Source organism: Streptomyces sp. LN549, assembly GCF_043203805.1.
Classification (GTDB): domain Bacteria; phylum Actinomycetota; class Actinomycetes; order Streptomycetales; family Streptomycetaceae; genus Streptomyces.
In genome coordinates this window covers 7,858,477-7,879,609 of sequence record NZ_JAZHRI010000002.1, presented here as the reverse complement: position 1 = coordinate 7,879,609, position 21,133 = coordinate 7,858,477, and the positions used below count along the sequence as shown (strand labels likewise).

Annotated in this window: 17 protein-coding genes and 2 pseudogenes; 10 read left to right on the top strand and 9 right to left on the bottom strand. The window is 71.0% G+C overall.

Annotated features, from left to right (window positions below; genetic code table 11):
• Positions 1 to 13: 13 nt before the first annotated feature.
• The 4 genes and pseudogenes from SH922_RS35070 (at position 14) to SH922_RS35055 (ending at position 4,970) form a co-directional block, all read left to right on the top strand.
• Positions 14 to 940 (top strand): M64 family metallopeptidase, encoded by a 927-nt coding sequence (locus SH922_RS35070; RefSeq protein ID WP_393062578.1) that lies wholly within the window; start codon positions 14 to 16, stop codon positions 938 to 940.
• Between the two features lie 566 nt (positions 941 to 1,506).
• Positions 1,507 to 3,069, top strand: a complete 1,563-nt coding sequence (locus SH922_RS35065) for an MFS transporter (RefSeq protein WP_393062577.1) — start codon at positions 1,507 to 1,509, stop codon at positions 3,067 to 3,069.
• A 117-nt stretch (positions 3,070 to 3,186) separates the two neighbouring features.
• Positions 3,187 to 3,792, top strand: a pseudogene (locus SH922_RS35060) (hypothetical protein); the annotation flags it as partial.
• Positions 3,793 to 4,007: 215 nt separating this feature from the next.
• The gene (locus tag SH922_RS35055) at positions 4,008 to 4,970 is read left to right on the top strand and encodes a LysR family transcriptional regulator (protein WP_393062576.1); all 963 of its coding nucleotides are present in this window, start codon (positions 4,008 to 4,010) and stop codon (positions 4,968 to 4,970) included.
• Between the two features lie 29 nt (positions 4,971 to 4,999).
• On the opposite strand, the gene SH922_RS35050 is transcribed toward SH922_RS35055, so the two are convergent.
• The gene (locus SH922_RS35050) at positions 5,000 to 5,305 is read right to left on the bottom strand and encodes a 4a-hydroxytetrahydrobiopterin dehydratase (protein ID WP_393062575.1); all 306 of its coding nucleotides are present in this window, start codon (positions 5,303 to 5,305) and stop codon (positions 5,000 to 5,002) included.
• A gap of 61 nt (positions 5,306 to 5,366) precedes the next feature.
• Between SH922_RS35050 and SH922_RS35045 the strand changes: the two genes are divergently transcribed.
• Complete coding sequence (locus SH922_RS35045) at positions 5,367 to 6,176, top strand: helix-turn-helix domain-containing protein (protein WP_393062574.1); 810 nt, start codon at positions 5,367 to 5,369, stop codon at positions 6,174 to 6,176.
• Here the strand turns inward: SH922_RS35045 and SH922_RS35040 are convergent.
• From SH922_RS35040 to ligA, 5 genes are all read right to left on the bottom strand, one after another.
• Positions 6,166 to 6,909: a YoaK family protein gene (locus SH922_RS35040; protein WP_393063779.1), complete on the bottom strand. Its 744-nt coding sequence runs from the start codon at positions 6,907 to 6,909 to the stop codon at positions 6,166 to 6,168. The two genes, SH922_RS35045 and SH922_RS35040, sit on opposite strands and share 11 nt — an antisense overlap.
• A 166-nt stretch (positions 6,910 to 7,075) precedes the next feature.
• A complete protein-coding gene (gene secD / locus SH922_RS35035) occupies positions 7,076 to 9,355 on the bottom strand; it encodes a protein translocase subunit SecD (protein WP_393062573.1) in 2,280 nt (759 codons plus the stop codon).
• 52 nt (positions 9,356 to 9,407) lie between these two features.
• Positions 9,408 to 10,058: a hypothetical protein gene (locus SH922_RS35030; protein ID WP_393062572.1), complete on the bottom strand. Its 651-nt coding sequence runs from the start codon at positions 10,056 to 10,058 to the stop codon at positions 9,408 to 9,410.
• Positions 10,055 to 10,894, bottom strand: coding sequence for a rod shape-determining protein (locus SH922_RS35025; RefSeq protein WP_393062571.1), 840 nt, complete (start codon positions 10,892 to 10,894; stop codon positions 10,055 to 10,057). Before SH922_RS35025 ends, SH922_RS35030 begins: the two co-directional genes overlap by 4 nt.
• 276 nt (positions 10,895 to 11,170) lie before the next feature.
• A complete protein-coding gene (gene ligA / locus SH922_RS35020) occupies positions 11,171 to 13,264 on the bottom strand; it encodes an NAD-dependent DNA ligase LigA (RefSeq protein ID WP_393062570.1) in 2,094 nt (697 codons plus the stop codon).
• Positions 13,265 to 13,549: 285 nt separating this feature from the next.
• On the opposite strand from ligA, the gene SH922_RS35015 reads away from it, so the two are divergent.
• From SH922_RS35015 to SH922_RS35005, 3 genes are all read left to right on the top strand, one after another.
• Positions 13,550 to 14,500 (top strand): DUF1996 domain-containing protein, encoded by a 951-nt coding sequence (locus tag SH922_RS35015; protein WP_393062569.1) that lies wholly within the window; start codon positions 13,550 to 13,552, stop codon positions 14,498 to 14,500.
• 71 nt (positions 14,501 to 14,571) lie between these two features.
• Complete coding sequence (locus tag SH922_RS35010) at positions 14,572 to 15,141, top strand: DUF305 domain-containing protein (protein ID WP_393062568.1); 570 nt, start codon at positions 14,572 to 14,574, stop codon at positions 15,139 to 15,141.
• A gap of 86 nt (positions 15,142 to 15,227) precedes the next feature.
• Complete coding sequence (locus tag SH922_RS35005) at positions 15,228 to 16,280, top strand: LacI family DNA-binding transcriptional regulator (RefSeq protein WP_393062567.1); 1,053 nt, start codon at positions 15,228 to 15,230, stop codon at positions 16,278 to 16,280.
• A gap of 21 nt (positions 16,281 to 16,301) precedes the next feature.
• Here SH922_RS35005 and SH922_RS35000 read toward each other — a convergent pair whose 3' ends face one another.
• The 3 genes and pseudogenes from SH922_RS35000 to SH922_RS34990 all read right to left on the bottom strand — a co-directional run.
• The gene (locus SH922_RS35000; protein ID WP_393063778.1) at positions 16,302 to 18,464 is read right to left on the bottom strand and encodes an alkaline phosphatase family protein; all 2,163 of its coding nucleotides are present in this window, start codon (positions 18,462 to 18,464) and stop codon (positions 16,302 to 16,304) included.
• A 155-nt stretch (positions 18,465 to 18,619) separates the two neighbouring features.
• On the bottom strand, positions 18,620 to 19,024 hold the full coding sequence (locus SH922_RS34995) for a hypothetical protein (protein ID WP_393062566.1): 405 nt from the start codon (positions 19,022 to 19,024) through the stop codon (positions 18,620 to 18,622).
• A 141-nt stretch (positions 19,025 to 19,165) separates the two neighbouring features.
• A pseudogene (locus SH922_RS34990) lies at positions 19,166 to 19,597 on the bottom strand (aldehyde dehydrogenase family protein); the annotation flags it as partial.
• Positions 19,598 to 19,706: 109 nt separating this feature from the next.
• Between SH922_RS34990 and SH922_RS34985 the strand changes: the two are divergent.
• Positions 19,707 to 20,489, top strand: a complete 783-nt coding sequence (locus tag SH922_RS34985) for an MBL fold metallo-hydrolase (protein WP_393062565.1) — start codon at positions 19,707 to 19,709, stop codon at positions 20,487 to 20,489.
• Complete coding sequence (locus SH922_RS34980) at positions 20,489 to 21,115, top strand: DedA family protein (RefSeq protein WP_393063777.1); 627 nt, start codon at positions 20,489 to 20,491, stop codon at positions 21,113 to 21,115. Before SH922_RS34985 ends, SH922_RS34980 begins: the two co-directional genes overlap by 1 nt.
• Positions 21,116 to 21,133: the final 18 nt, after the last annotated feature.

Genomic DNA, 21,133 nt, shown 5'->3' with positions numbered 1-21,133 from the left:
ATAGGGGACCGTGATGACCACTTCCGACGGCTCCGTCCAGGGCCACACCCAGATACACGGAACAGCGCCACGCAACCGCGCGTTCACCATTGTGCTGCTCGGCGACGGCTTCACGGTCGATCAGCAGGCCGCTTTCAACACCGCCTGCACCGACTTCGTCAGTGCCCTGACCACCACCGCGCCGTACGACAAGATCGGGCGGGCGATCAACATCTGGCGGATCAACGTCACGTCCACCGACTCGGGCGCCGACGATCCGGCCGGCGCCGGCGGCACCGGCGCGACGGCCCGCACGTACTTCGACTCCACGTTCGGCGCGAGCGGCATCAGACGGCTGTTGGTCTGCAACGGCTTGACGGTGCTCCAGACAGCCGCCGCTCAGGTTCCGGAGTTCTCTGTCGCGATCGTCGTGGTGAACTCCCCGGTCTACGGCGGGAGCGGCGGCTCCGTCGGCACGTACTCCCTCGCGGACGGGGCGACCGAGATCGCCATTCACGAGCTCGGCCACACGGCGTACGGGCTGGCTGACGAGTACGCGTACTACGCCGGCGGCAACGAGACCGGGCACGACCACCACCCGGCCGGTGAGCCGGCCGAGCCGAACGTCACGCTGAACACCGACCGCGCCACACTGGAATGGGGCTGGGCGGTCGCCCAGACCACAGCCCTGCCCACGATGTCCAACCCGAACTGCGCTTCGGTGGATCTACGGCCGAGCGTGGTTCCCGCCGGGACGGTCGGATGCTTCGAGGGCGCGCACTACTACCACTGTGGAGCCTTCCGGCCCGAACATAACTGCAAAATGCGGGAGTTGAGCATCCCGTTCTGCCAGATATGCCGTCAGGTGATCCGGGCCCGGACGAAAGTGACCAGGAACATCTGCGCACTGACTCCCAGCAGGGATGCCGTGCACCGGTACGACGGTTCGGGAACCTCCTGAACCAAGGTCGGCGGCCCCGCAGGCCAGCTCTACACCGGGGACTGGGGAAGAGGCCTCGTCGCCACGAATCCCAACACCGGCGACCTGTACACCTACCTCGGCAGTCGGCGACGCCGCACACGCCGTCGTCGCCGGCGACAAATAGCGGGGCCTCGGCCTGCGACGCCCCGGCACACGGTCGCCCCACTGCGGCCAGTTCACCAAACGCGTGAGCGAGCAGGACGAATGATGTGCTGGCCACGGGTGGCATGCCCGAGTACCTGATCCGCCGAGCCCCCGGCATCGTGGGACTGCTTCGGGCACCGAGCTGACGTCGCAGGACGCGGTGCGACAGCTCACCGGAGGGCATGAAATCCGCCCAGTCGCAACCCTCCGGAAGTCACGAATTCCTGCAACTCGCAAATCACCAGAGGGCACAGAATCATTCGGTCCGCAAATCCATCAGAGGGCATATTGCCCATCCAGTCGCAACAGTATTGACAAGAAATTCTAAGCTTGACGGCGTCGCAGAGTTTGCTTATGGTCCAGTCGTTCAGGTTCCCGCCGATCGACATCCGAAGGTGTTCATGACCACGCCTCCAACGTTGCCGAAGTTCAGGCAGCAGTTGATTCTTGCCGTTCTTATGCTGTGTTCGCTGCTGATTTGGCTGGACAATACCGTCCTGAGTACAACACTGGAGACCCTTTCAGACCCGGTCCGTGGACTGGGGGCCAATCCCGGTCAACTGCAATGGGCGACCGGTTCGTACACTCTGGCCTTCGCCACGTTGATGTTCACTGCAGGCACATTGGGCGATCGCTTTGGTCACCGGACTGTGTTTTCCGGCGGGTTGGTGATCTTCGCCGGGTCCTCGCTGTGGGCGGCGTACGCAAGCGATGCGGGCCAGTTGATTGCAGCTCGAGCTGCGATGGGGGTAGGCAGCGCGCTGATCACGCCCGCCATGTTGGCCATTCTTATGTGGACCTTTACCGGCCCCGCGCGGGCTGCCGCGATCGGCATTTTCTCGACGTCGGCCGGTGTAGGAATGGCTGCCGGCCCGGTACTGGCGGGGTTCCTGCTCGATCATTTCTGGTGGGGCTCGGTATTTCTGATCAATGTCCCGGTCGCAGTATTGGCGTTGGTCGGGCTCGCCGTACTGGTTCCGAATTTCCGCAGCCCCAGTCGGCGGCCACTGGCCCCCGCTGGAATGTTGCTGTCGATCGGTGGGCTCGTAGCGTTGGCCTACGGGCTGATCCGGGCGGGGCAAGTGGCTGCGTGGAGTCGTACCGACGTCTGGACGCCGATCGTTGTCGGTCTGGTTCTGCTGGCCGTTTTCGTACTCGTCGAACTGCGTGCCAAGGTGCCCAGCTTTGATCCGCGACTGCTCGCGCAACGCACATTCGGTGGCGGCAATCTGGCGCTCGGACTGCTGCTTTTCGCTGTGGCCGCCATCACCTTCTACAACGCGTTCTACCTGCAAGGCGCGCTCGGATTTTCGCCGACGAAGGCAGGTTTGGCCAATATCCCGACCGCATTGGGCGCGCTCGCGGGGGCGCCCCTCGCCTCGCGCCTGGTTCGCCGCCTGTCGCTAAGGCTCGTCACCGTACCGGCGCTGACCGTGGCTGCGCTGACCATGGGCGGGTACGGGTTCCTCGGACTCCGAACCCCACTCGTCTGGATCGAGATCCTGTTGTTGATGCAGGGTCTCGCGATCGGCATGGTGATCGGCCCCGTCACGGCCGCACTGATCAGCAACCTGCCGTTGGAACAGGCCGGTGCAGGGTCGGCCGTGACCAACACCGTGCGACAGACCGGCAGTGTGATCGGAATCGCGGTAGGCGGCACGATCATGTCGATCACGTACCGACGTGCCATCGAACCTTCGCTGGAGGGTGCACCCGGTCCGGTGCAGGATCAGGCGCGAGTTTCCGCCGAACAGGCCCGCCACGTCGCCAACGTCATCCACCGGCCCACTCTTGCTCAGGCCGCTGACAATGCGTTTATCCATGCTATGCACGTCGGCGCGGGCTGGATCGCGGTCATCGCACTCCTCGGAGCAGTTGTGCTGCTGATCACCTTGCCTGCTGTCGAAAAGAAGAAGGGTCCGATTCCGGAGCCGGACTACGAAGAGGCCCGCAGCTCCGTCTGAGAGTGCGATGGCCGGATCTCCGTGAAGTCGCAGGGGCCCGTCCCCGGGAACCGGACCCGGGTGCTGCCGTGGTGATCAAATCGTTGCCGCCCCGCGGAGGAGGTCGTGGCGCGTGCGGCCTTCCGGATGACGACCAGACTCAGATACGACTTCGGGCCGTCGGTGTTCGCCTACCGGGGGAAGCCCGATACCGGGGACACCCTGCACAGCTTCATCGACACCAGCGACTGCAAGGTCGTGGACAGGGCGAAAGGAATCTGCGACTTCAAGGAATGGCTGTACATCGACCCGCGGAACCATGACTTCGGGAACGAGGACGCCGGCACCTGGCGAACCGCTGCTCGGGTCTTTCTCGCCGGCGACGCCTACGACACTGACGACAAGGACCTCCCGTTGCAGGTCAAGCGGGCCACACACGTCACTGTCAACGCCTCGCCGGAGCCGGTCACGAAGGGGAGGACGATCACCGTGACCGGGCGGGTCACACGGGCGAACTGGGGCACCCACACGTACCAGGGGTACGCGGGCCGCACGGTCAGCCTGCAGTTCAAGTCGGCGGGCGCCTCCTCGTACACGACGGTCAAGAAGGCGACGTCGAGCGCAACGGGGGCGCTCAAGACCGCGGTGAAGGCCACCGGGCCGGGGACATGGCGGTGGACGTACTACGGGAACTCCACCTCCGGGGCGAAGTCGTCGACCGGGGATTACGTCGCCATGCGGTAGGCCACGTGCGCGGTGCGGAAGCCTGAGTGCGCTACTTGGCCAGGCCGGCCAAGTAGCGCACCGGTCGCCCGTCCGGAGCTGATCACATCGCCTGCCGGACGGAGCCGCGCGCCACGAGACCGTCCGGTGCGCCGACCGCCTCGACCGGCGAGTCCTGACCGCTGAAGCACCCGGAACCAATTGCCAGCGGGCCACCTGGGCCATAACTTGCCGTTATGGAGCTGGAGTTGCGCCATCTGAGAACCGTACGTGCCATCGCTGACACCGGAAGCCTCACCAAGGCGGCCGCCTCTCTCGGACTTGCCCAGCCGGCCCTGAGCGCACAACTGCGGCGGATCGAGAAGGCGCTGGGCGGCCCGTTGTTCGACCGGGACCACACAGGTGCGCGGCCGACCCTCCTGGGCGAACTGGTGCTGGAGCGGGCGCGGGTGGTACTGCCGGCCGTCACTGAGCTCCAGGAGGAGGCCGTGCGGTTCGCCAACGCGCGGGGGGCCATGGAGCGGTTCCGGCTGGGCGGCACGCACGGCCCGCTGCTCGGCGGGCTCGTCGACCGGCTGGCCGCGGCGCACCCGGCGGCGCCGGTGTCCACGTACACCTCATGGTCAGTGGCGGAGCTGGCATCCCAACTGGTAGACGGCAGGCTCGACTTCGTTCTCATCGGGGCGTGTGGCGAGAGTCCGCCACCGGTCGCCGACCGGTTGGAATGGCAGGTCATCGGGATCGATCCGGTCTTCGTGATGCTGCCGGAAGGCCATCCGCTGGCCGGGGAGGCGGAGCTGGAGCTCTCCGCGCTGGCGGACGAGTGCTGGGCGGATGTGCCCGGCGACGGCTGTTTCGCGGACTGCTTCGTGGCCGCCTGTGCGCGGGCCGGCTTCAGCCCGGTGTCGGTGTACGAGACGGACACCGCGTCGGTCGTCCATCTGGTGCAGGTGGGGCGGGCGGTCGGCCTGTGCCGGGCGACGTTCCCGCCGACGCCGGGTGTGGTGACCCGTCCGGTGACCGGCTCGCCGCTGAGCTGGCGCCATCTGCTGGGCTGGCACCCCCGCTCGGAGGCCGCGTCCGCGGCGGCCGGAGCGGTGAGCGGGCACACCCGGGCGGCGTACGCCCAGGCGGTGGAGCGCAGCGACACCTACACACGCTGGCTCGCCGCGCATCCGCGCTTCGGCGCCGCGCCCTGAAACGCCGTCCGGTCTCCGCTGAGCCCCGGCTACTCCGCGCCGTGTCCCGGGGCGACGGCCTCGACCCTGGCGGCCAGGCCCAGGTCCTTCTCGGTGACCTTTCCGCCCGCGTCATGGGAGTTCACGGACAGTGCGACGGTGTTGTAGCCGAGTGTGAGATCGGAGTGGTGGTTCAGCTCGTCCTGGATCTGGGCGACGTGCACGGTGAGACCGGCGGCGGCGAAATGCGACGGGAGGCGGTAGGTGCGGGTGATCCGGTCCCCTTCCAGAGTCCAGCCGGGCAGTTCGCGCAGCCGGTTCTCGATCTCGTCATGGGGCAGCGGTGCGGCAGGCATGCGGTGGCTCCCTCGCTAGGGCCTTGCTGGTCGATGATGCCGGTGACGTTACGGTCTCGGTATGACAACTGTCGCGCTTGACACGGGGGTAGGGCCGCTGCTGCGCAGCTGGCGGGAGCGTCGCCGCATCAGCCAGCTGGAGCTGGCGCTGCGGGCCGACTCTTCGGCCCGGCACATCTCCTTCATCGAAACAGGCCGTTCCCGCCCCAGCGAGGAGATGGTCCTGCGGCTGGCCGGCCATCTGGACGTGCCGGTGCGGGAACGCAACGCCCTGCTGGTGGTGGCCGGTTACGCCCCGCGCTACACGGAGACGGCGCTCGACGACCCCACGATGGGCGCACTGCGCGAAGGCATGGACCGGCTGCTCCAGGGTTACGACCCGTATCCGGCGTTCGTCGTCGACGGCCTGTACACCGTGGTGGCGGCCAATCAGGGCATGACCCGAATGCTGGACGGGGTGGCGGAGCATCTGCTCACCCCGCCGCTGAACGCGATGCGGCTCACCCTGCACCCGGAGGGGCTGGCTCCGCGGATCCGCAATCTGCGGGAGTGGCGGGCCGATCTGCTGGCCCAGATGGAGCGTCAGATCGCCCTGGTCCGTTCGGCGGAGCTGCGTGCGCTGTACGAGGAGGTCGCGGACTATCCCGTACCGGCGGAGGCGCAGGGCGATGCGGACCGGGACGCGCCCTCTTCCTCGGTTCCGTTCGCCCTGCCCCTGGTGATCGAGCACGGGGGGCAGCTGCTCTCCTTCGTCGCCTCCATCGCGACGTTCAACACCCCGATGGACGTGACGGTCGCGGAACTGGCCATCGAGACGCTACTGCCCGCCGACGCGGCGACCGCCGCGTATCTGAGGTCGCTCATTTGTTGACGACGGGCCGGGCCCACGGGGCTTCCGCCCTGGCCAGGACCTGCGCGGCCAGGCACACCACGGCGAGGATCACGACGGCCAGCACGAGCGGCAGGATCGGATGACCGTGCAGGACGGCCACGGCCCCGACGAGGGCTCCGGCCAGCATGGCGGCGGCCGAGAGGACCCGGCGGCCGGCCTTGCTGCCGGGCCCCCCGGCCAGTCGGCCGTCGGAGGCGATGCCGGTGATGGTCAGGGTCAGCACGGTCGTCTTGAGATCGGGGACGGCGAGCGCCCGCGCGACGGCGTTCTGCATGCCGAGGCCCAGGGCGAGCAGCGCGATGAGGGTGAAGCGCACGCCGCCGGCGTACGGGCTGCCCGAGACGAGGGTGACGATCAGGGCGGCCAGGACGCACACCGTTTCCGCACACAGGGCGTGCAGCAGCATGCGGCCGCGGTGGACGTGGGAGCGGTGGACGATCCGTCCTCCGGTCACCGCCCCGGCCACGAACCCGCCGAGGGCGACGAACGAGGCGGCGAGGGAGAACCCCGGGGCTCCGGCGAACGCGAACCCGGCGAAGACCACGTTGCCGGTCATGTTCGCGACGAAGACCTGGCCCAGTTCCAGATAGCTGACGGCGTCGACCAGTCCGGTGACGACGGTCAGGGCGAGCATCAGTGGCGGCAGCGGTCCGTGCCGGTCGTCCATGTCCGGTACGAGGGTGGTCCATGCCTCACGCAGCACTACGGGCATGGGCATGGGTACGGGCATGGGCACGCTCCGGATCACGGGGTGGGGAACCGGATTGTGCCGTCGTCGCACCTGCCGAATGCCCTGCCCGACGCGCGTCGCCCCGGTGCCGCTCGAACGGCGCAGGGGCGACGGACCGGCACATGGCCGCGTCGGTGGAGGAAGCGGGCTACACGCGCGCCCCGTTGTCGAGCGGGTCCCGCTGCCCGGCCCCGGACTTCCTGCGCGGGGCGCGGGCGGGCGGCGGGGCCTTGCTGCTGCGCTCCAGGAGTAGGGCGGCGGGTACGGCGGTCATGACCGAGGAGTACGTCCCGACGACGATGCCGATCAGCAGGGCGAGGGCGAAGTCCGCGAGGGAGTCGCCGCCCAGCACCGCCAGCGCGATGAGGATGAACAGGGCACCCATACCGGTGTTGACGGTTCTGGGGACGGTCTGCAGGACGGCCCTGTTCGCCACATCCGCCAGGGGTTGTCTGCGGGCCTTCGCCCACAGTTCCCTGACCCGGTCGAAGACCACGACCGAGTCGTTGACGGAGTACCCGATGACGGTGAGGAGCGCCGCCAGGAAGATGCCGTCGACGGTGCGGCCCAGCCAGGCGAAGGCTCCGACCAGGATGATCACGTCGTGGACGAGCGCCCCGACGGAGGCCACGGCGAACGTCCAGCGGAACCGGATCGCCAGATAGCCCAGTTGGACGAGCACGGCGATGGCGAGGGCGATCAGGGCGTTGCGCCGCAGTTCGTCGCCCAGGCTGGGGCCGATGAGTTCGTCGCGGACCTTCGTGGTCTCGCCGCCCTCCGCGGCGAGGGCGGCGCGCAGTGCGTGTTCACCGTCGTTGTCCAGGTTCCCGGTCCGCACCGAGATGTCGCCGGCACCGGCCGTGGTGACCTCGGCGTCACCGAAGCCCGCACTGGCCAGCGCGGTGCGCGCACTTTCCACGTCGACGGGACGGCTGGTGGCGTACTCGACGAGCCGGCCACCGGTGAACTCGACGCCCAGGTTGACGCCACGCACCAGGATGCCCGCAACGGCGACCGCGATGAGGACGGTGGAGATCAGCAGCCAGCGCCGGGGGGAGCGCATCAGCTGCGGATCGCGGCGGGCGATCCAGGTCCGTACCCGGCCGGGGCTCGCGATGCCGTTGACACCCCGGTAGTCACTGACGAACCGGGATCGGGCCGCCGTCTCCGTAAGGGCGCGGGCGATGACGAGCGCGGAGAACATCGACGCGAGGACGCCGATGCCGAGCGTGACGCCGAAGCCCTTGACCGGGCCCGAGCCGAGGAAGAAGAGCAGGCCGGCCGCGATGAGCGTCGTGACGTTGGAGTCCGCTACTGCACTCCAGGCGTGCCGGAAGCCCGCGGTGAGCGACGTGCGCAGGGACTTGCCCGGGCGGAGTGCATGTTCTTCTCTAGCCCGTTCGAAGACCAGCACGTTCGCGTCGACCGCCATCCCGATGGCCAGGACGAACCCGGCGAGTCCGGGCAGCGTGAGCGTGACGCCGAGTGCGACCAGCGCGGCGTACGAGATGACTCCGTAGGCGCCGAGAGCCACGGCGGCGAGTGCGCCGAAGAGCCGGTAGACGACGGTGATGAACAGCGCCGTGGCCGCGGCGCCGATGATCGCCGCGCGGGCACTGGCGTCGATGGCGGCGGCGCCGAGCGTCGGGCCGACCGTCCGCTGCTCGACGATCTCGACGGGCACGGGCAGCGCTCCGCCCTGGATCAGCAGGGCGAGTTCGCGGGCCTCGTCCGCGCTGAAGGAGCCGGTGATCCGGGTAGATCCGGAGGGCAGGCCGGTGTTGCAGGCGACGGTCGGGGAGACCTGCGGCGAGGAGATCACCTGTTTGTCGAGGACGATGGCGACGCGACGCCGCTCGTCCTGGACCGGATGGCAGGCCGCCTCACCGGTCAGCCGGGTCCAGTCCCGGCCGGCGTCCTTGTGGAAGTCGAGGGAGACGCTCCAGCCGGCGCCCTGCTGGGCGTCGAACGCGGCGGATGCCTCCTTGACGCCCGCGCCCGAGAGCGCGGCGGGGCCGAGGGCAAGGGTGCGGCCCTGTTCGTCGGGGAGCGTCAGCCCTTCGCCGCCCGGTGTGCCGGGGCCCTGTACGTCGTGGAAGGTCAGCTGGGCGGTCCTGCCGATGACGTCGGCGGCCTTGCGCGGGTCCTGGACGTCCGGGAGTTCGACGATGATCCGGTCCTCACCGGAGCGGGTCAGGGTCGGCTCCGTGACGCCGAGCGAGTCGATGCGCTTGCGCAGGACCTCCAGCGTGCGGTCGGTGCTCTCCCGGTCGGCCTTGGCGGTGTCGGAGTCCTTGGCCTGCAGCACCATGCGGGTGCCGCCCTGGAGATCGAGGCCGAGTCTGGGGGACATGGTCAGCGTGATGAGCACGGAGACGAGCAGTACGGCCGCAGCCAGAACCGCCCGCACCGTGGTGGCGCGGGTCATGCGTGTTTCCTCCGAGGGGGCGGCCGGACGCCGTCCAGCGCCCTGAAGGGCGCTAGGACGGCGGGAACGGCACGCCGGTGTTGGGGGTCGGGACCCGTGACGGGTCCCCGGGCCGGTGAACGGCGGCCCTCGGAGGCCCGCGCACGCCGGGGAGCGCAGCGCGGGAACGGTCGGCGGAGTTGGCGGGTGCGGCGGGTGCGGACCCGGGAGCGGGGTGCGGGGGCGGGATCCCGGGCGGGAGCGGTGGAAGGGAGCCGGGACCGGGCGGTGGCAGGTGTTGCGGGGTACGGGGATGCTCTGCGGCGGCCCACGGCTGGGGTGCCGTCGCCGGTCCGGGGCGGTGGATGCCGGCGGCGGTGACCGCGCCGGTGCGGCCAGGGGTGGGCCGGGTGTCGCGGCCGCCCGGCGCCCGGCCTGCCGGGTGGGTCCGCACGGTGCGGTCCGTGCGGAGGGAGCGGTCGGTGTAGGTGGCGGACGGCCGGCTTCCGTCCGGACCCTCGGCGGTGGGCGCCGGACCGGCGGACGAGCGGGTGGGGATTCCGGCCCCGGCGGCTGCGGGTGCGCCGCCCGCCACGGCGAGGACGGCCAGGAGCAGCGCGGCAAGGAACTGCCGTGCCGCCGCTGTGCGTCCGGGGTGCGCCGGGCCGTCCGGCCGGCTCCCGGGAGGCGCGTTCCCCCGGGGCGGCCCCGGGAGGGGGGTCACCCGGATCGACCGGGCAGGGCGGGTGCGGCGGAGGCGTGACGGAGCACGGTGCTGAGGATCAGCCCGGCACCGCGCACGACCGTGGTCGCCGGATCGTCCGTGAGCCGGACGGGGGCGCCGAGGCGGACCGCGATCCGGTGGGTGATGTCCGGGCGCAGCGCACCGCCTCCGGCGAGCAACGGGCCCCTGCGCAGGGCTCCGAGCAGCGCGCCGTGCCGGTCCTGGTGCCACATCCCCATGACCATGTCCAGGACGGCGCGGACGACGGTGGTGGGAGCCTCACCTGGTTCCAGGTCGCTGGTCCCGGTCTCTGCCAGGCGCGCGTCGCGGACCCTTCCGTCGACGAGGAGGGTGGCCTCGGTCAGCTCGGCGCCGATGTCGACGACGAGGAGCGGGCCGCCGTCCTGCGGTCCGGCACAGGCGGCAGCGGCCCTGGCGCTGTCGAGGACGATGATGCTCGACGGGCCGAGCGAGGTGAGGATGTCCCGGGCGGCGGCGCGGTGTCCGGATCCGGCGAGGACGGGGTGGCTGAGGACGATCACCGTGTCGCTGCGGTCGGCGCCCAGGGCCGTGTCGGCGATCCGGCCGAGCATCCGGCCGCAGGACTCCGTGTCGACGATGCGTCCGCGCCGGACCGGACGGCCGCCGTGTCCGTACTCACCGGCGGGGTCGGATCCGGTGTCCGCGACGATGCCCTGTCCGGGGATCCAGGCGCGGGTCCGGGAGCTGCCGAGGTCGATCGCGAGCCCGCGGGTGACTTCGCGGTGCCGCGGATGCTGCCGGTGCTGCCGGTGAACGGAGCGAGCGTGTCGCTGTCCGTCGCGCAAAGAACGCATCGCCCCTCACCCCCGGCCAGCTACTGCGGCCGTTCGCACACCCATTGACCCGCTGATAGCGAGGCATGGCCGAACCCTCACTATGCAATAGGGAGGCAAAGAAAGCCACTCCCGCACCAAATCGAAGGACGCGGTGGCGCAGGGGACGTGGCGCCGGGCATGAGCGGTTCCGCCGCACCACGCGGGCACCCCGGGCGCGTGGTCGGCGGGCGTACGGGCGCGTGGTCGCCGGGCGTGCGGCCGCCGGACATTCCTCCGCGTCCGGCGGCCGCACGGTCACACCTCGGACGGCAGGAACTCCGCGATCAGCTCCGCGAACTCCTCCGGGTCGGCGATCCGCACACCCAGGTCCTCCGCCTTGGCTCGCTTGGAGCCGGCCTTCTCGCCGGCCACCAGGAGCGTGGTGCGCTTGGAGACGCTGGAGGAGGACTTTCCGCCGGCGCGCTCGATCAGCTCGTTCATCTGATTGCGCGAGAGCTTCTCCAGGGCCCCCGTCATCGCTCCGGTGACCACCACGGTCATCCCGTCCAGCGGCCGCCCGTCCACGCCCTCGCCGTCCGCCGCCGCGTCGCCCTCCTCGCCCGGCTCCGGTGGCGGGGTCGCGCCCGGCTCGGTCATGGTGACCCCGGCGGCGACCAGCTTCTCGATGAGCGGGGCGAGCTCCACCAGCTCCGCGACCACGCCGGCGGCCTTCTCCTTGCCGATGCCGTCGACCCGCTGGAGCGTCTCCACGTCGGCAGCTCTGATCCGGTCCATGTCCGCGAAGTAGCGGGCGATCCGCCGGGACATGGAGCGCCCGGTGCCCCGCACCCCCAGGGCGCAGAACACCCTGGAGAGCGGCTGCGCGCGCGCCGCGTCGATCGCGACCAGCAGATTGTCGGTGCTGGTCTCGCCCATCCGCTCCAGGGCGAGCAGCTGCTCGCGCTCCAGGGTGAACAGATCGGCGAAGTCCGTGACCAGTCCGGCGTCGACGAGCTGGACGACCCGGGTCGCGCCGAGTCCCTCGATGTCGAGCTGGTCGCGCCCCGCCGCGTACGAGATGGAAGCCACCAGGCGGCAGTCACGGCCCCTGACACAGCGCCAGCGCTGTTCGCTGGTGTCGATCTCGGAACCGCACTGCGGGCACACCTCGGGGAAGACGACCGGCTGCTCCTCTCCGGTCCGCAGGTGGGCGACGGGGGCCTCGATGCGGGGAATGATGTCGCCCGCCTTGTAGACCATCACGTGGTCGCCGATCCGCAGATCGCGGCGGGTGATGTCGGCCGGGTTGTGGAGGGTGGCGAAGCTGACGGTCGATCCGTCGATCTCGACCGGCTCCAGCACTGCGCGCGGCGCGATGATGCCGGTACGGCCCACGTTCCACTCGACGCCGAGCAGACGGGTGACCTTCTCCACGGCCGGCAGTTTGTACGCGATGGCCCAGCGAGGCGCCCGGGTGCCGGAGCCCGCGTCACGCTGGTCGGCGGCAAGGTCCGCCTTGATGACGATGCCGTCGATACCGAAGGGCAACGAGGCGCGCAGCGAGGCGACTTCCTCGATCCGCGCCTGGGCGTCCTCGACGGTGGTGACGGTGCGCGGCGCCACCGCCGTGTCCGCCGCCGTGTGGACGCCGAGCCCCGCCGCATAGCCGAGGGTCTCGCTGTGGGGCAGCTCGGCCGGCGTGGCGGCGAGCTCGCCCGGTTCGGTCAGCGCGACCACGCCGTACGCGAAGAACGTCATCTCCACCGTGTAGGGGCGGTCCTTGGCGCGCAGGGTGCCCGCCGCGCCGTTGCGTGCGTTGGCGAAGGGCGCGCCGCCGTGCTCGGTGCGGAGCGTGTTGGCCTGCTCGAACTGCTCGGCCGTCATCAGGATCTCGCCGCGCATCTCGATCGTGACCGCCTCGGTGAGCTGCCGGGGCAGTCCGACGACGGTGCCGATCGCATGCGACACGTCCTCGCCCGCGGTGCCGTCGCCACGGGTGATCAGCTGCTCCAGCCTTCCGGCGCGGTAACGGGCCGCGACGGCGAGGCCGTCGAGCTTCGGCTCGACGCTCCAGGCGGTGACCGGGCGGCCGATCCGGCGCTCCAGCGAGGCCGTCCAGGTGGTGAACTGCTCGGCCGAGAAGACGTTGTCCAGGGAGAGCATCGGGACCGTGTGCGGTACGTCTCCGACGGCCACGCCTCCGGCCACCTTGCCGGTCGGCGACTCGGCCAGCACGTCCTGCGGGTGGTCCTGCTCGTATGCGGCGATCCCGCGTGCCAGCCGGTCGTACGCATCGTCGTCGAGCGTGCTCTCGCCCGTGGCGTAGTACGCGGCGGCGGCCTGCGACGCTTCTTCGACCGCGGCGGCGTAGGCGGCGGTATCGGCGAGCACAACAGCTGAGTTCGTCATGCCCCTATCCTGCCGTCCACCACTGACAACGCCCTGGTCATGAGCTCCGGGGGCCGCTTCGGGCGGCCGCGGACCACCGTCCGTCCCCTATGCGGCACCATCCGTCGAAACCTCACCCAAGAGAGCGCTCTCCCGCCACAAGGGAACGCCAACTAGGTTCACTCAGAAGGGAATTGCAGCTACACGCACTCTATTGACATGCCTTGGGCGCACTCCTACGTTCCATCGAGAGAGCGCTCTCTCTCATGGTCCAGGAATCCCCCACTTCCCCCGAACAGGAGTGCCGTGCTCTTCTTCCGTCATCGACGCACCGGCGAGGACAGCCGCCGCAGAACCCTTCCGTCCCGGCATCACCGCACGGCGGCACTCGTCGCCGCCGCGCTCGCCCTGTCCTTCCTCCAGGCGACCACCGGCAGCGCGTCCGCCGGGCCGGACACGGGCGCCGGAGCCGCACCTGCCCCCAAGGCCGCCGCGGACGTCGTCCGGGTCGCCGAGTTCCTCGCCGAGTGCCCGTACACCCACCGGGCGCCCGACGACCCGATCGTCTTCCCGGGGCTGCCCGGGGCCTCGCACATGCACAGCTTCTTCGGCAACGACTCGACGAACGGCAACTCCGACCTCGCCTCGCTGGAGAAGGCCAGGACCAGTTGCGCCCCCGACACGGACCTGTCGTCGTACTGGGTGCCGACCCTGTACGACGGCGACACGGAGGTCGAACCCACCGGCACCACGTTCTACTACCTGGGCGAGGGCGTCCGGGACGACATCATCCAGCGGATCCAGCCCTTTCCCCGCGGACTGCGGATCGTCGCGGGGAACGCCAAGGCGACCGGTCCCGACGACAACACGATCTCGCGCTGGTCCTGCCTGCACCACGGGGAGGTCAACCCGTCCCACGACTTCGTGAACTGCCCGGCGGACGCGATGCTGGAGTCCTACCTGGACTTCCCGCAGTGCTGGAACGGCCGGGACCTCGATTCGGCCGACCACAAGAGTCACATGGCCTACCCGGTCGGCGGTGAATGCCCCTCGACCCACCCGGTGCCGGTTCCCAAACTGCGCCAGGTGCTGCGGTATCCCGTCAACGGTGACCCGGCTCGCTTGCGACTCGCGTCCGGTCGGGGCTACACGATGCACGGCGACTTCTTCAACGTGTGGCCCGAGGCCGAGATGGCACAGCGCGTCCGCGACTGCATCAACGCCATCGTGAAGTGCGGTGCCGACGGCACCCCCTGACCGTCCACCACCCGTCCGATGCCCGTCCGGGGCCACACGTCCCGGACGGGCCCTTTCCCGAGGACCTCGTGATGAAGGCGGCCCGCACCACCGCTGCGCTGTCCCTGCTGCTCCTTCTGGCCGGCTGCGCGCATCCGGCGGACGCTCCGCGCCCGTCCGCACCCGCTCCCTCCGCCTCCGCTCCCCCGCTCTCCGTCCCGGCCGATCCGACGGATGCCGCCTGGGTCCAGCTGATGACCCCGATGAACGCGCAGGCCGTGGCGCTGCTCTCGCTCGCCGGACAACGGGCGGGTGATCCCCGGATACGGAGCTGGGCTGCCGCCCTGCGGACCGCCCAGAACGGCGAACTCACCCGGCTGCGACCGCTGCTGGCCCGAATGGGACTGCCGGACACCAATGTGCACGAGGGGCACGACATGCCGGGGATGGTGACGGAGCACGACCTCGAACGGGCCCGAACCGTCGAGGGCGGGGCCTTCGACCGCTTCCTCGTGGCGCAGATCCGCGACCATCTGCGCCAGTCCGCACAGGTGTCGCGCTCCGAGACGAAGGCCGGCACCCGCCCGGACGCCAGACGGCTCGCCGCCGCCCTGGTGTCGGCCCGCCGGGCCGAACTCGACCGGCTCGCAGGCCTGTCGTAACGCACCGGCGGACGCCTCCGCCCCCGTACGCCCAAGGCCCCGACGGCCGTTTCGGCCCCGCTCGTACCACCCGGTATAAAGACTGCATGACTGCCGACGCACCGCTGCCCGCCCGTCCCGCCACGTTGGAGGATGTCGCCGGAGTGGCCGGGGTGTCCCGGGCGACGGTGTCCCGGGTGATCAACGGGGCGACCACTGTGGACCCGGCGCTGCGGCGGATGGTCGAGGAGGCGGTGGACGCCACCGGATACGTGCCCAACCGTGCGGCCCGCTCGCTGGTGACGCGGCGCACCGACTCGATCGCGCTCGTCGTGTCGGAACAGGAACGGCGCACCGTGTCCGAGCCCTTCGTCGGCCGGATGTTCTCCGATCCGCACTTCGGCCGGGTGGCAGGAGGACTTCTCGAGGTCCTGCGGCCGGCGGGCATCCAGCTGGTGCTGATGCTGGCCGACGATCAGGAGTCCCGCGACCAGCTGCTGTCATACCTGCGCCACGGGCATGTGGACGGGGTGGTGCTGATCTCGTCGCACGCGGACGATCCGCTCCCCGGACTGCTGCACGACACCCGGCTGCCCGCCGTGCTCGCCGGACAGCCCCGACGGCCGATACCGATCACCTACGTCGAGGCGGACCAGCGGGCCGGGGCCCAGCTGGCCGCCGACCACCTGGTCTCGCTGGGCCGCCGCCGGATCGGCACCGTGACGGGTCCGCAGGACATGCCGGCCGGTCAGGCCCGCCTCACGGGCTTCGTGGACGCGCTCGCCGCGCAGGGCATCCAGGACGTCGCCGCCGCCGAGGGCGACTTCACTCATGCGGGCGGGGCGGCGGCGATGCGGCGGCTGCTCGCGGACCGTCCGGACCTGGACGCGGTGTTCATCGCGTCGGACCTGATGGCCCTGGGCGCCGTCCCGGTGCTGCTGCGGGCCGGCAAGGACGTTCCGGGGGACGTCGCCATCGTCGGGTTCGACGACAGCAGCGCGGCCCTGGCCTGCGATCCGCCGCTGACGACGGTCCGGCAGCCGGTGGAGGAGATGTCCGCGGAGATGGCCCGGCTGCTGCTGAAGCAGATCGGCAAGCCCGGCGTGCCGGCGCCGTCCGTGATCTTCCATCCCACGCTGGTCCGGCGGCGGTCGGCCTGACCGGGGCGCTCCCCGGTGCGGTCAGCTCCGCGCGCCGCTGCCCGCGTCCGTCTCCCTGTCGGGAGGGCGGGGAACGCCGGGGAGGACGTTCCCGGCCCCGTCCCCCTCCCCCGTGCCGGGTAGCCGCTCCGTCCGGGTGCCGGGGCCGTCCTCCCGCCGCACCGGCACCTGCGGTCCCGCGACGTCGCGCAGCCAGCGCCTCAGGACCCGGTGCACCGCCTCCGCACCGACCAGTTCGGCCGCCCGCTGCCCGCCCTCGGGGGTGGCCGCGTCCAGCGGGTCCGCCATTCCGCGCGGCCACAGCAGGAACGGCCGGGACTGCTCGCCGCCCAGGCCGCCGTGCGATCCGATCTGTTCCTCGAAGGCGTGCACGGTGCCGGTCTCGGGGTCGTACATCGAGTTGACCATCACATCCGCTACGTGCGGGAACGTGTCGGTGCGCCGGACCGCGTCGGCCGCGCCCGGGCCGAAGGGGGCCAGCGGGCCCTGGCCGTCCTTCAGTTCCGCCACGGGGATCCGGGCGCCGCCGCGCCCCAGCACCACCGATCCGTGCTGCTCGCTGCGGACGAGCAGGAATCCGATGCCGGGGTGGTTGGCGAGCGTGCCGAGCAGGGCTGGGTGGCGGCGGTCGAGCTGCTCCCGCGAGGCGCGGCCCTCGATGTCGGGGAAGGAGATCAGGCCGAGGTTGCCTGAAGCGAGGACGACCGGGTCGGAGGCTTTCGCCACCTGCTTCTCCTGGCCCTCGGCGACCGGCCGGTGGAGCGCGATCCGGACCGCGTCCCGTGCCTCGGATCCGCTCCGGGTGCGCTGGGCCCTGCGCGGCACCGGAAGTCCGCTGCCCGCCCGGACCAGGTCCTTGAGCGTCAGCCCGTACGTCCCGGCGAAGGTCTCCCCCGGGCTCTGTCCGTGGTCGGACAGGAGCACGACGCGGTAGCCGCGTGGTGTGTGTTCGGCGACCTTGACGATCAGGGCGAGCGAGCGGTCCAGCCTGGCGAGGACCTTCTCGGCGTCCCGGCTGCGCGGCCCCGAGTGGTGGGCCACCTCGTCGTACGCGACGAGGTCGGCGTAGACCGCGGTCCGTCCGGCGAACATGTCTCCTATGACGGCGGCGACCACCACATCCCGTTCGACGACGGTCGCGAAGGCCCGGATGAAGGGGTAGAGGCCGCCGCGCTTGATCCGGGGCGTCTCCTTGCGGAACCTGGCGCGCGTCGACTGTCCGATCTCGCGGCCGACCTCGGCGACGAACGAGAGCGCGGTACGGACGGCGTTGGCCGGGTCGGAGAAGTAGGCGAAGTATCCGGCTCTGGAGCGCCGCCCCTTGCCCCGCCGGGCGGCCATCGACAGGACGAGGGCGAGCTGGTCGGCGCCGCCGCTGAAGAGGTTGCCGCGGCTGGCCCCGTCGAGGGTGAGCAGTCCGCCGTCGTGGGTGCGCACGATGGCGCGGCGCTGCAGTTCGAGAGCGCTGGCCGGTCTGCTGGAGATCATGACGTCGCCGGTCTCCTTCTCGTACCAGCGGAAGGCGGGGATGTCGTGGTTGCTGCCGTGCAGGATGCCGAGCTGGCTGGCGCCGGTCTGGCTGGACCAGTCGGTGCGCCACGGGGTGAGCCGGTGGCCCTCGGTGTCGGCGAGCCAGTGCGCGACGGTCGGCATGAGTCCGTCGGCTGCGGCCTGCGCGAGTACGTCGTGTCCGACTCCGTCGAGCTGGATGAAGACGGTGCCGGGCGGCCCGTCGCCGCCCTCACCGCTGGTGCCGCTGCGACGGCGGCGCCGTTCGGCCAGGCGCGAGAGCCGGCGGCGGTAGGCGTTGTCGTCACGGACGGCGAGGGCGGTGGACGTCGCGGAGGCGACGGCGGACATCACGGCCGCGACGACGACGGCCGTCTCAGGGGCGGCGGCACCGCGCCCGTCCGGGATGAGCCGCAGCGCGATCAGCAGCAGCGAGCCGTTCAGGAAGAAGACCAGCATCCCGAGGACGAGGGCCGGCACGATGAGCAGGGCCCGTACGAGCAGCGGCCAGACCAGCGCCGAGAGCAGACCGAAGGCGCCCGCGCCCCAGGCCGCGGTGAACGCGGTCTTGGTCACGCTGTCGCCGTCGTCCGACTGGAGCTGGAAGTCCGGCAGAATCCCGGCGAGCGCCAGCATGGTGAGCGTCGAGACCCCCCACACCACGATCACCCGCATCAGGGCGCTTCCGGCTGTTCGCCATCGCCCGTCACCCACGCCGCTGCCACCTCACGTCCGGGCCCCGCCGTTCCGGGCCCTGCCCCAGCCTTTCACAGCGGGGGCGGAGCGCCAGGGAGCCCCGGGCGGGGCGGGCGGTCAGGCGGTCTGGCCGGTCAGCAGCCGTCGTAGCCGGCGGTCGGCATGGAGAGCCTGCGGTGCACACCGGCTTTGGTACGGGCGCTGTACTGCGGTTCGTCGAGATCGGCGATCTCCAGGCGTACGCCGCGCCGCTCGCATTCCGCGGCGAACTGCGGAACCGAGGCGATGGCCCGGGCGAGCACCCGGTCGGTGGGGGCCACGAAGAGTTCGACCTCGCCACCTTCGACGTCGGCCCAGAGCGCGTGGTGGTCGGGGCGCAGTCCGTAGAAGCGCAGCTGCCGGGTGACGACGTAGCCCTGGTCGGCGGCCCAGCGGGCGCACATGTCGTGCTGGCTGCGGGTGTCCACGAGGAACGGATCGCTGTCGAGTTCCTCCAGCGGTGTGAGGCTGGCGATGGCCGCCACCCGTACGTCCCCCATGACCGTCCCCCGTGCTAGGCGTTCCCCGACCCTACCCGCCGGATTCCCGCACAAGAAGGCGCACGTCAGGGCGGGAGGGGCGCACGAGGGCGGGCGCGCGCCGTGAACGCGGGGCGCGCCCGCCCGTCGGGCTGTCAGCCGTCAGCCGTCGAGGGAGGTCATGACGTGCTTGATACGGGTGTAGTCCTCGAAGCCGTAGGCGGAGAGGTCCTTGCCGTAGCCGGACTTCTTGAATCCGCCGTGCGGCATCTCGGCGACCAGAGCCATGTGCGTGTTGATCCACACGCAGCCGAAGTCGAGGTTCCTGGACATCCGCATGGCGCGGGCATGGTCCTTGGTCCACGCCGAGGAGGCCAGCGCGTAGTCGACGCCGTTGGCGTAGGCGACTGCCTGGGCCTCGTCCGTGAAGGCCTGGACGGTGATGACGGGGCCGAAGACCTCGTTCTGGATGATCTCGTCGTCCTGCTTGAGGCCGGAGACGACGGTCGGGGCGTAGAAGTAGCCCTTCTCGCCGACGCGGTGGCCGCCCGCCTCGACCTTGGCGTGCTTGGGGAGCCGTTCGACGAGGGCGCTGGCGGAGGTCTGGCTGGCGATCCAGGCGGCGGGCACTCTGGGTCTCACCGACTGAGGTTACGTCCGCCCCGTAGGCTCGTCGGCAGGTCCGGAGAACAGGAGGCGGCACGTGCCGGTGGAGATCACCTGGTGGGGTCATGCCACCTGCACGATCGAGGACTCCGGGGTGCGGTTCCTGACGGACCCCCTTTTCGTACGGCGCTTCGCGCATCTGCGCCGACGCCGCGGTGAGCTCCCCGGTCCGGCGGCCGCGGTCGCCGATGTCGTCCTGATCTCGCATCTGCACTCCGACCACCTGCATCTGCCGTCCCTGGCCCGCGTCGCCCCGGGTGCCCGGCTGGTCGTCCCGCTGGGGGCGGTCCGGGCGGTTCCGGGGCTCCGGGTGCTGCGCAGGATGCGTGGGCTTCAGATCACCGAGGTGGCGGCGGGCGACGAGGTGCGCGTGGGCGAGGTGCGCGTCAGGGCCGTGCCGGCGCTGCACGACGGGCGGCGTCTCCCCGTCGGCCCGCACCGCTCCCCCGCGCTCGGATACGTCGTGGAGGGCGAGGCGCGCACGTATTTCGCCGGTGACACCGGGCTCTTCGACGACATGGCAGGGGCGGTCGGACCGGTCGACGTCGCCCTGCTGCCGGTCGGCGGCTGGGGGCCGTATCTGGGTCACAGCCATCTCGACGCGGCGCGCGCCGCCGAGGCACTGGCCCGGCTCGCGCCGCGCGCGGCGGTGCCGGTGCACTACGGCACGTACTGGCCGATCGGGATGGACGGGATCCGGCCCCACGAGTTCCACTCGCCGGGTGACGAGTTCGTCCGCCAGGCGGCGCTGCGGGCGCCCCAGGTGGCGGTGCACCGGCTGGAGCACGGTGAACACGTGCGGCCGGGGGCCTCCGGGTGATCCACGAGTTCCTGCGGCAGACCACGCAGTTGCCCCCCGAGTCGACGCAGCAGGCGGCCGGCTATCCCTCCCTGTTCCTGCTGGTGGCACTGGGCGCCCTGGTGCCGGTGGTGCCGACGGGTGCACTGGTGAGTTCGGCGGCCGTGGTGGCGTTCCACCAGTCGTCACCGTTCGCGCTGCTGGGGGTCTTCGCGGTGGCGTCGTCCGCGGCGTTCCTCGGGGACGTCTGCCTGTACTGGCTGGGGCAGCGCGGGGTGCGGTCGAAGAACGGTTCCAAGTGGCTGCGGGCGATCAGCGACCGGGCTGCGCCGGAGCGGCTCGCACAGGCGCAGCAGAAGCTCGACGAGCACGGCGCGATGGTGCTGGTGCTTTCCCGGCTGGTGCCGGCCGGGCGGATCCCGGTGATGCTGGCGTGTCTGCTGGGCCGGATGCCGCTCAGGCGGTTCGCCCGGGGCGATGTGCCGGCATGTCTGGCGTGGGCCGCCACGTATCAGCTGATCGGGATCCTCGGCGGCTCGCTGTTCCCGGAGCCGTGGCAGGGCGTGGTGGCGGCGGTGGGCCTGACGCTGCTGATCAGCGCGGCGCCGGCGGTGTGGCACCGGCTGCGTACCCGGTACGGAAGGTGACCGCCGAAGGCCCGGGCC

Bases quoted from the DNA above. Each gene is read 5' to 3' on its own strand.
- SH922_RS35070 (WP_393062578.1), top strand. From the start codon at position 14: ATGACCACTTCCGACGGCTCCGTCCAGGGCCACACCCAGATACACGGA.
- SH922_RS35065 (WP_393062577.1), top strand. From the start codon at position 1,507: ATGACCACGCCTCCAACGTTGCCGAAGTTCAGGCAGCAGTTGATTCTT.
- SH922_RS35055 (WP_393062576.1), top strand. From the start codon at position 4,008: ATGGAGCTGGAGTTGCGCCATCTGAGAACCGTACGTGCCATCGCTGAC.
- SH922_RS35050 (WP_393062575.1), bottom strand. From the start codon at position 5,305: ATGCCTGCCGCACCGCTGCCCCATGACGAGATCGAGAACCGGCTGCGC.
- SH922_RS35045 (WP_393062574.1), top strand. From the start codon at position 5,367: ATGACAACTGTCGCGCTTGACACGGGGGTAGGGCCGCTGCTGCGCAGC.
- SH922_RS35040 (WP_393063779.1), bottom strand. From the start codon at position 6,909: ATGCCCGTAGTGCTGCGTGAGGCATGGACCACCCTCGTACCGGACATG.
- secD (WP_393062573.1), bottom strand. From the start codon at position 9,355: ATGACCCGCGCCACCACGGTGCGGGCGGTTCTGGCTGCGGCCGTACTG.
- SH922_RS35025 (WP_393062571.1), bottom strand. From the start codon at position 10,894: ATGCGTTCTTTGCGCGACGGACAGCGACACGCTCGCTCCGTTCACCGG.
- ligA (WP_393062570.1), bottom strand. From the start codon at position 13,264: ATGACGAACTCAGCTGTTGTGCTCGCCGATACCGCCGCCTACGCCGCC.
- SH922_RS35010 (WP_393062568.1), top strand. From the start codon at position 14,572: ATGAAGGCGGCCCGCACCACCGCTGCGCTGTCCCTGCTGCTCCTTCTG.
- SH922_RS35005 (WP_393062567.1), top strand. From the start codon at position 15,228: ATGACTGCCGACGCACCGCTGCCCGCCCGTCCCGCCACGTTGGAGGAT.
- SH922_RS35000 (WP_393063778.1), bottom strand. From the start codon at position 18,464: ATGCGGGTGATCGTGGTGTGGGGGGTCTCGACGCTCACCATGCTGGCG.
- SH922_RS34995 (WP_393062566.1), bottom strand. From the start codon at position 19,024: ATGGGGGACGTACGGGTGGCGGCCATCGCCAGCCTCACACCGCTGGAG.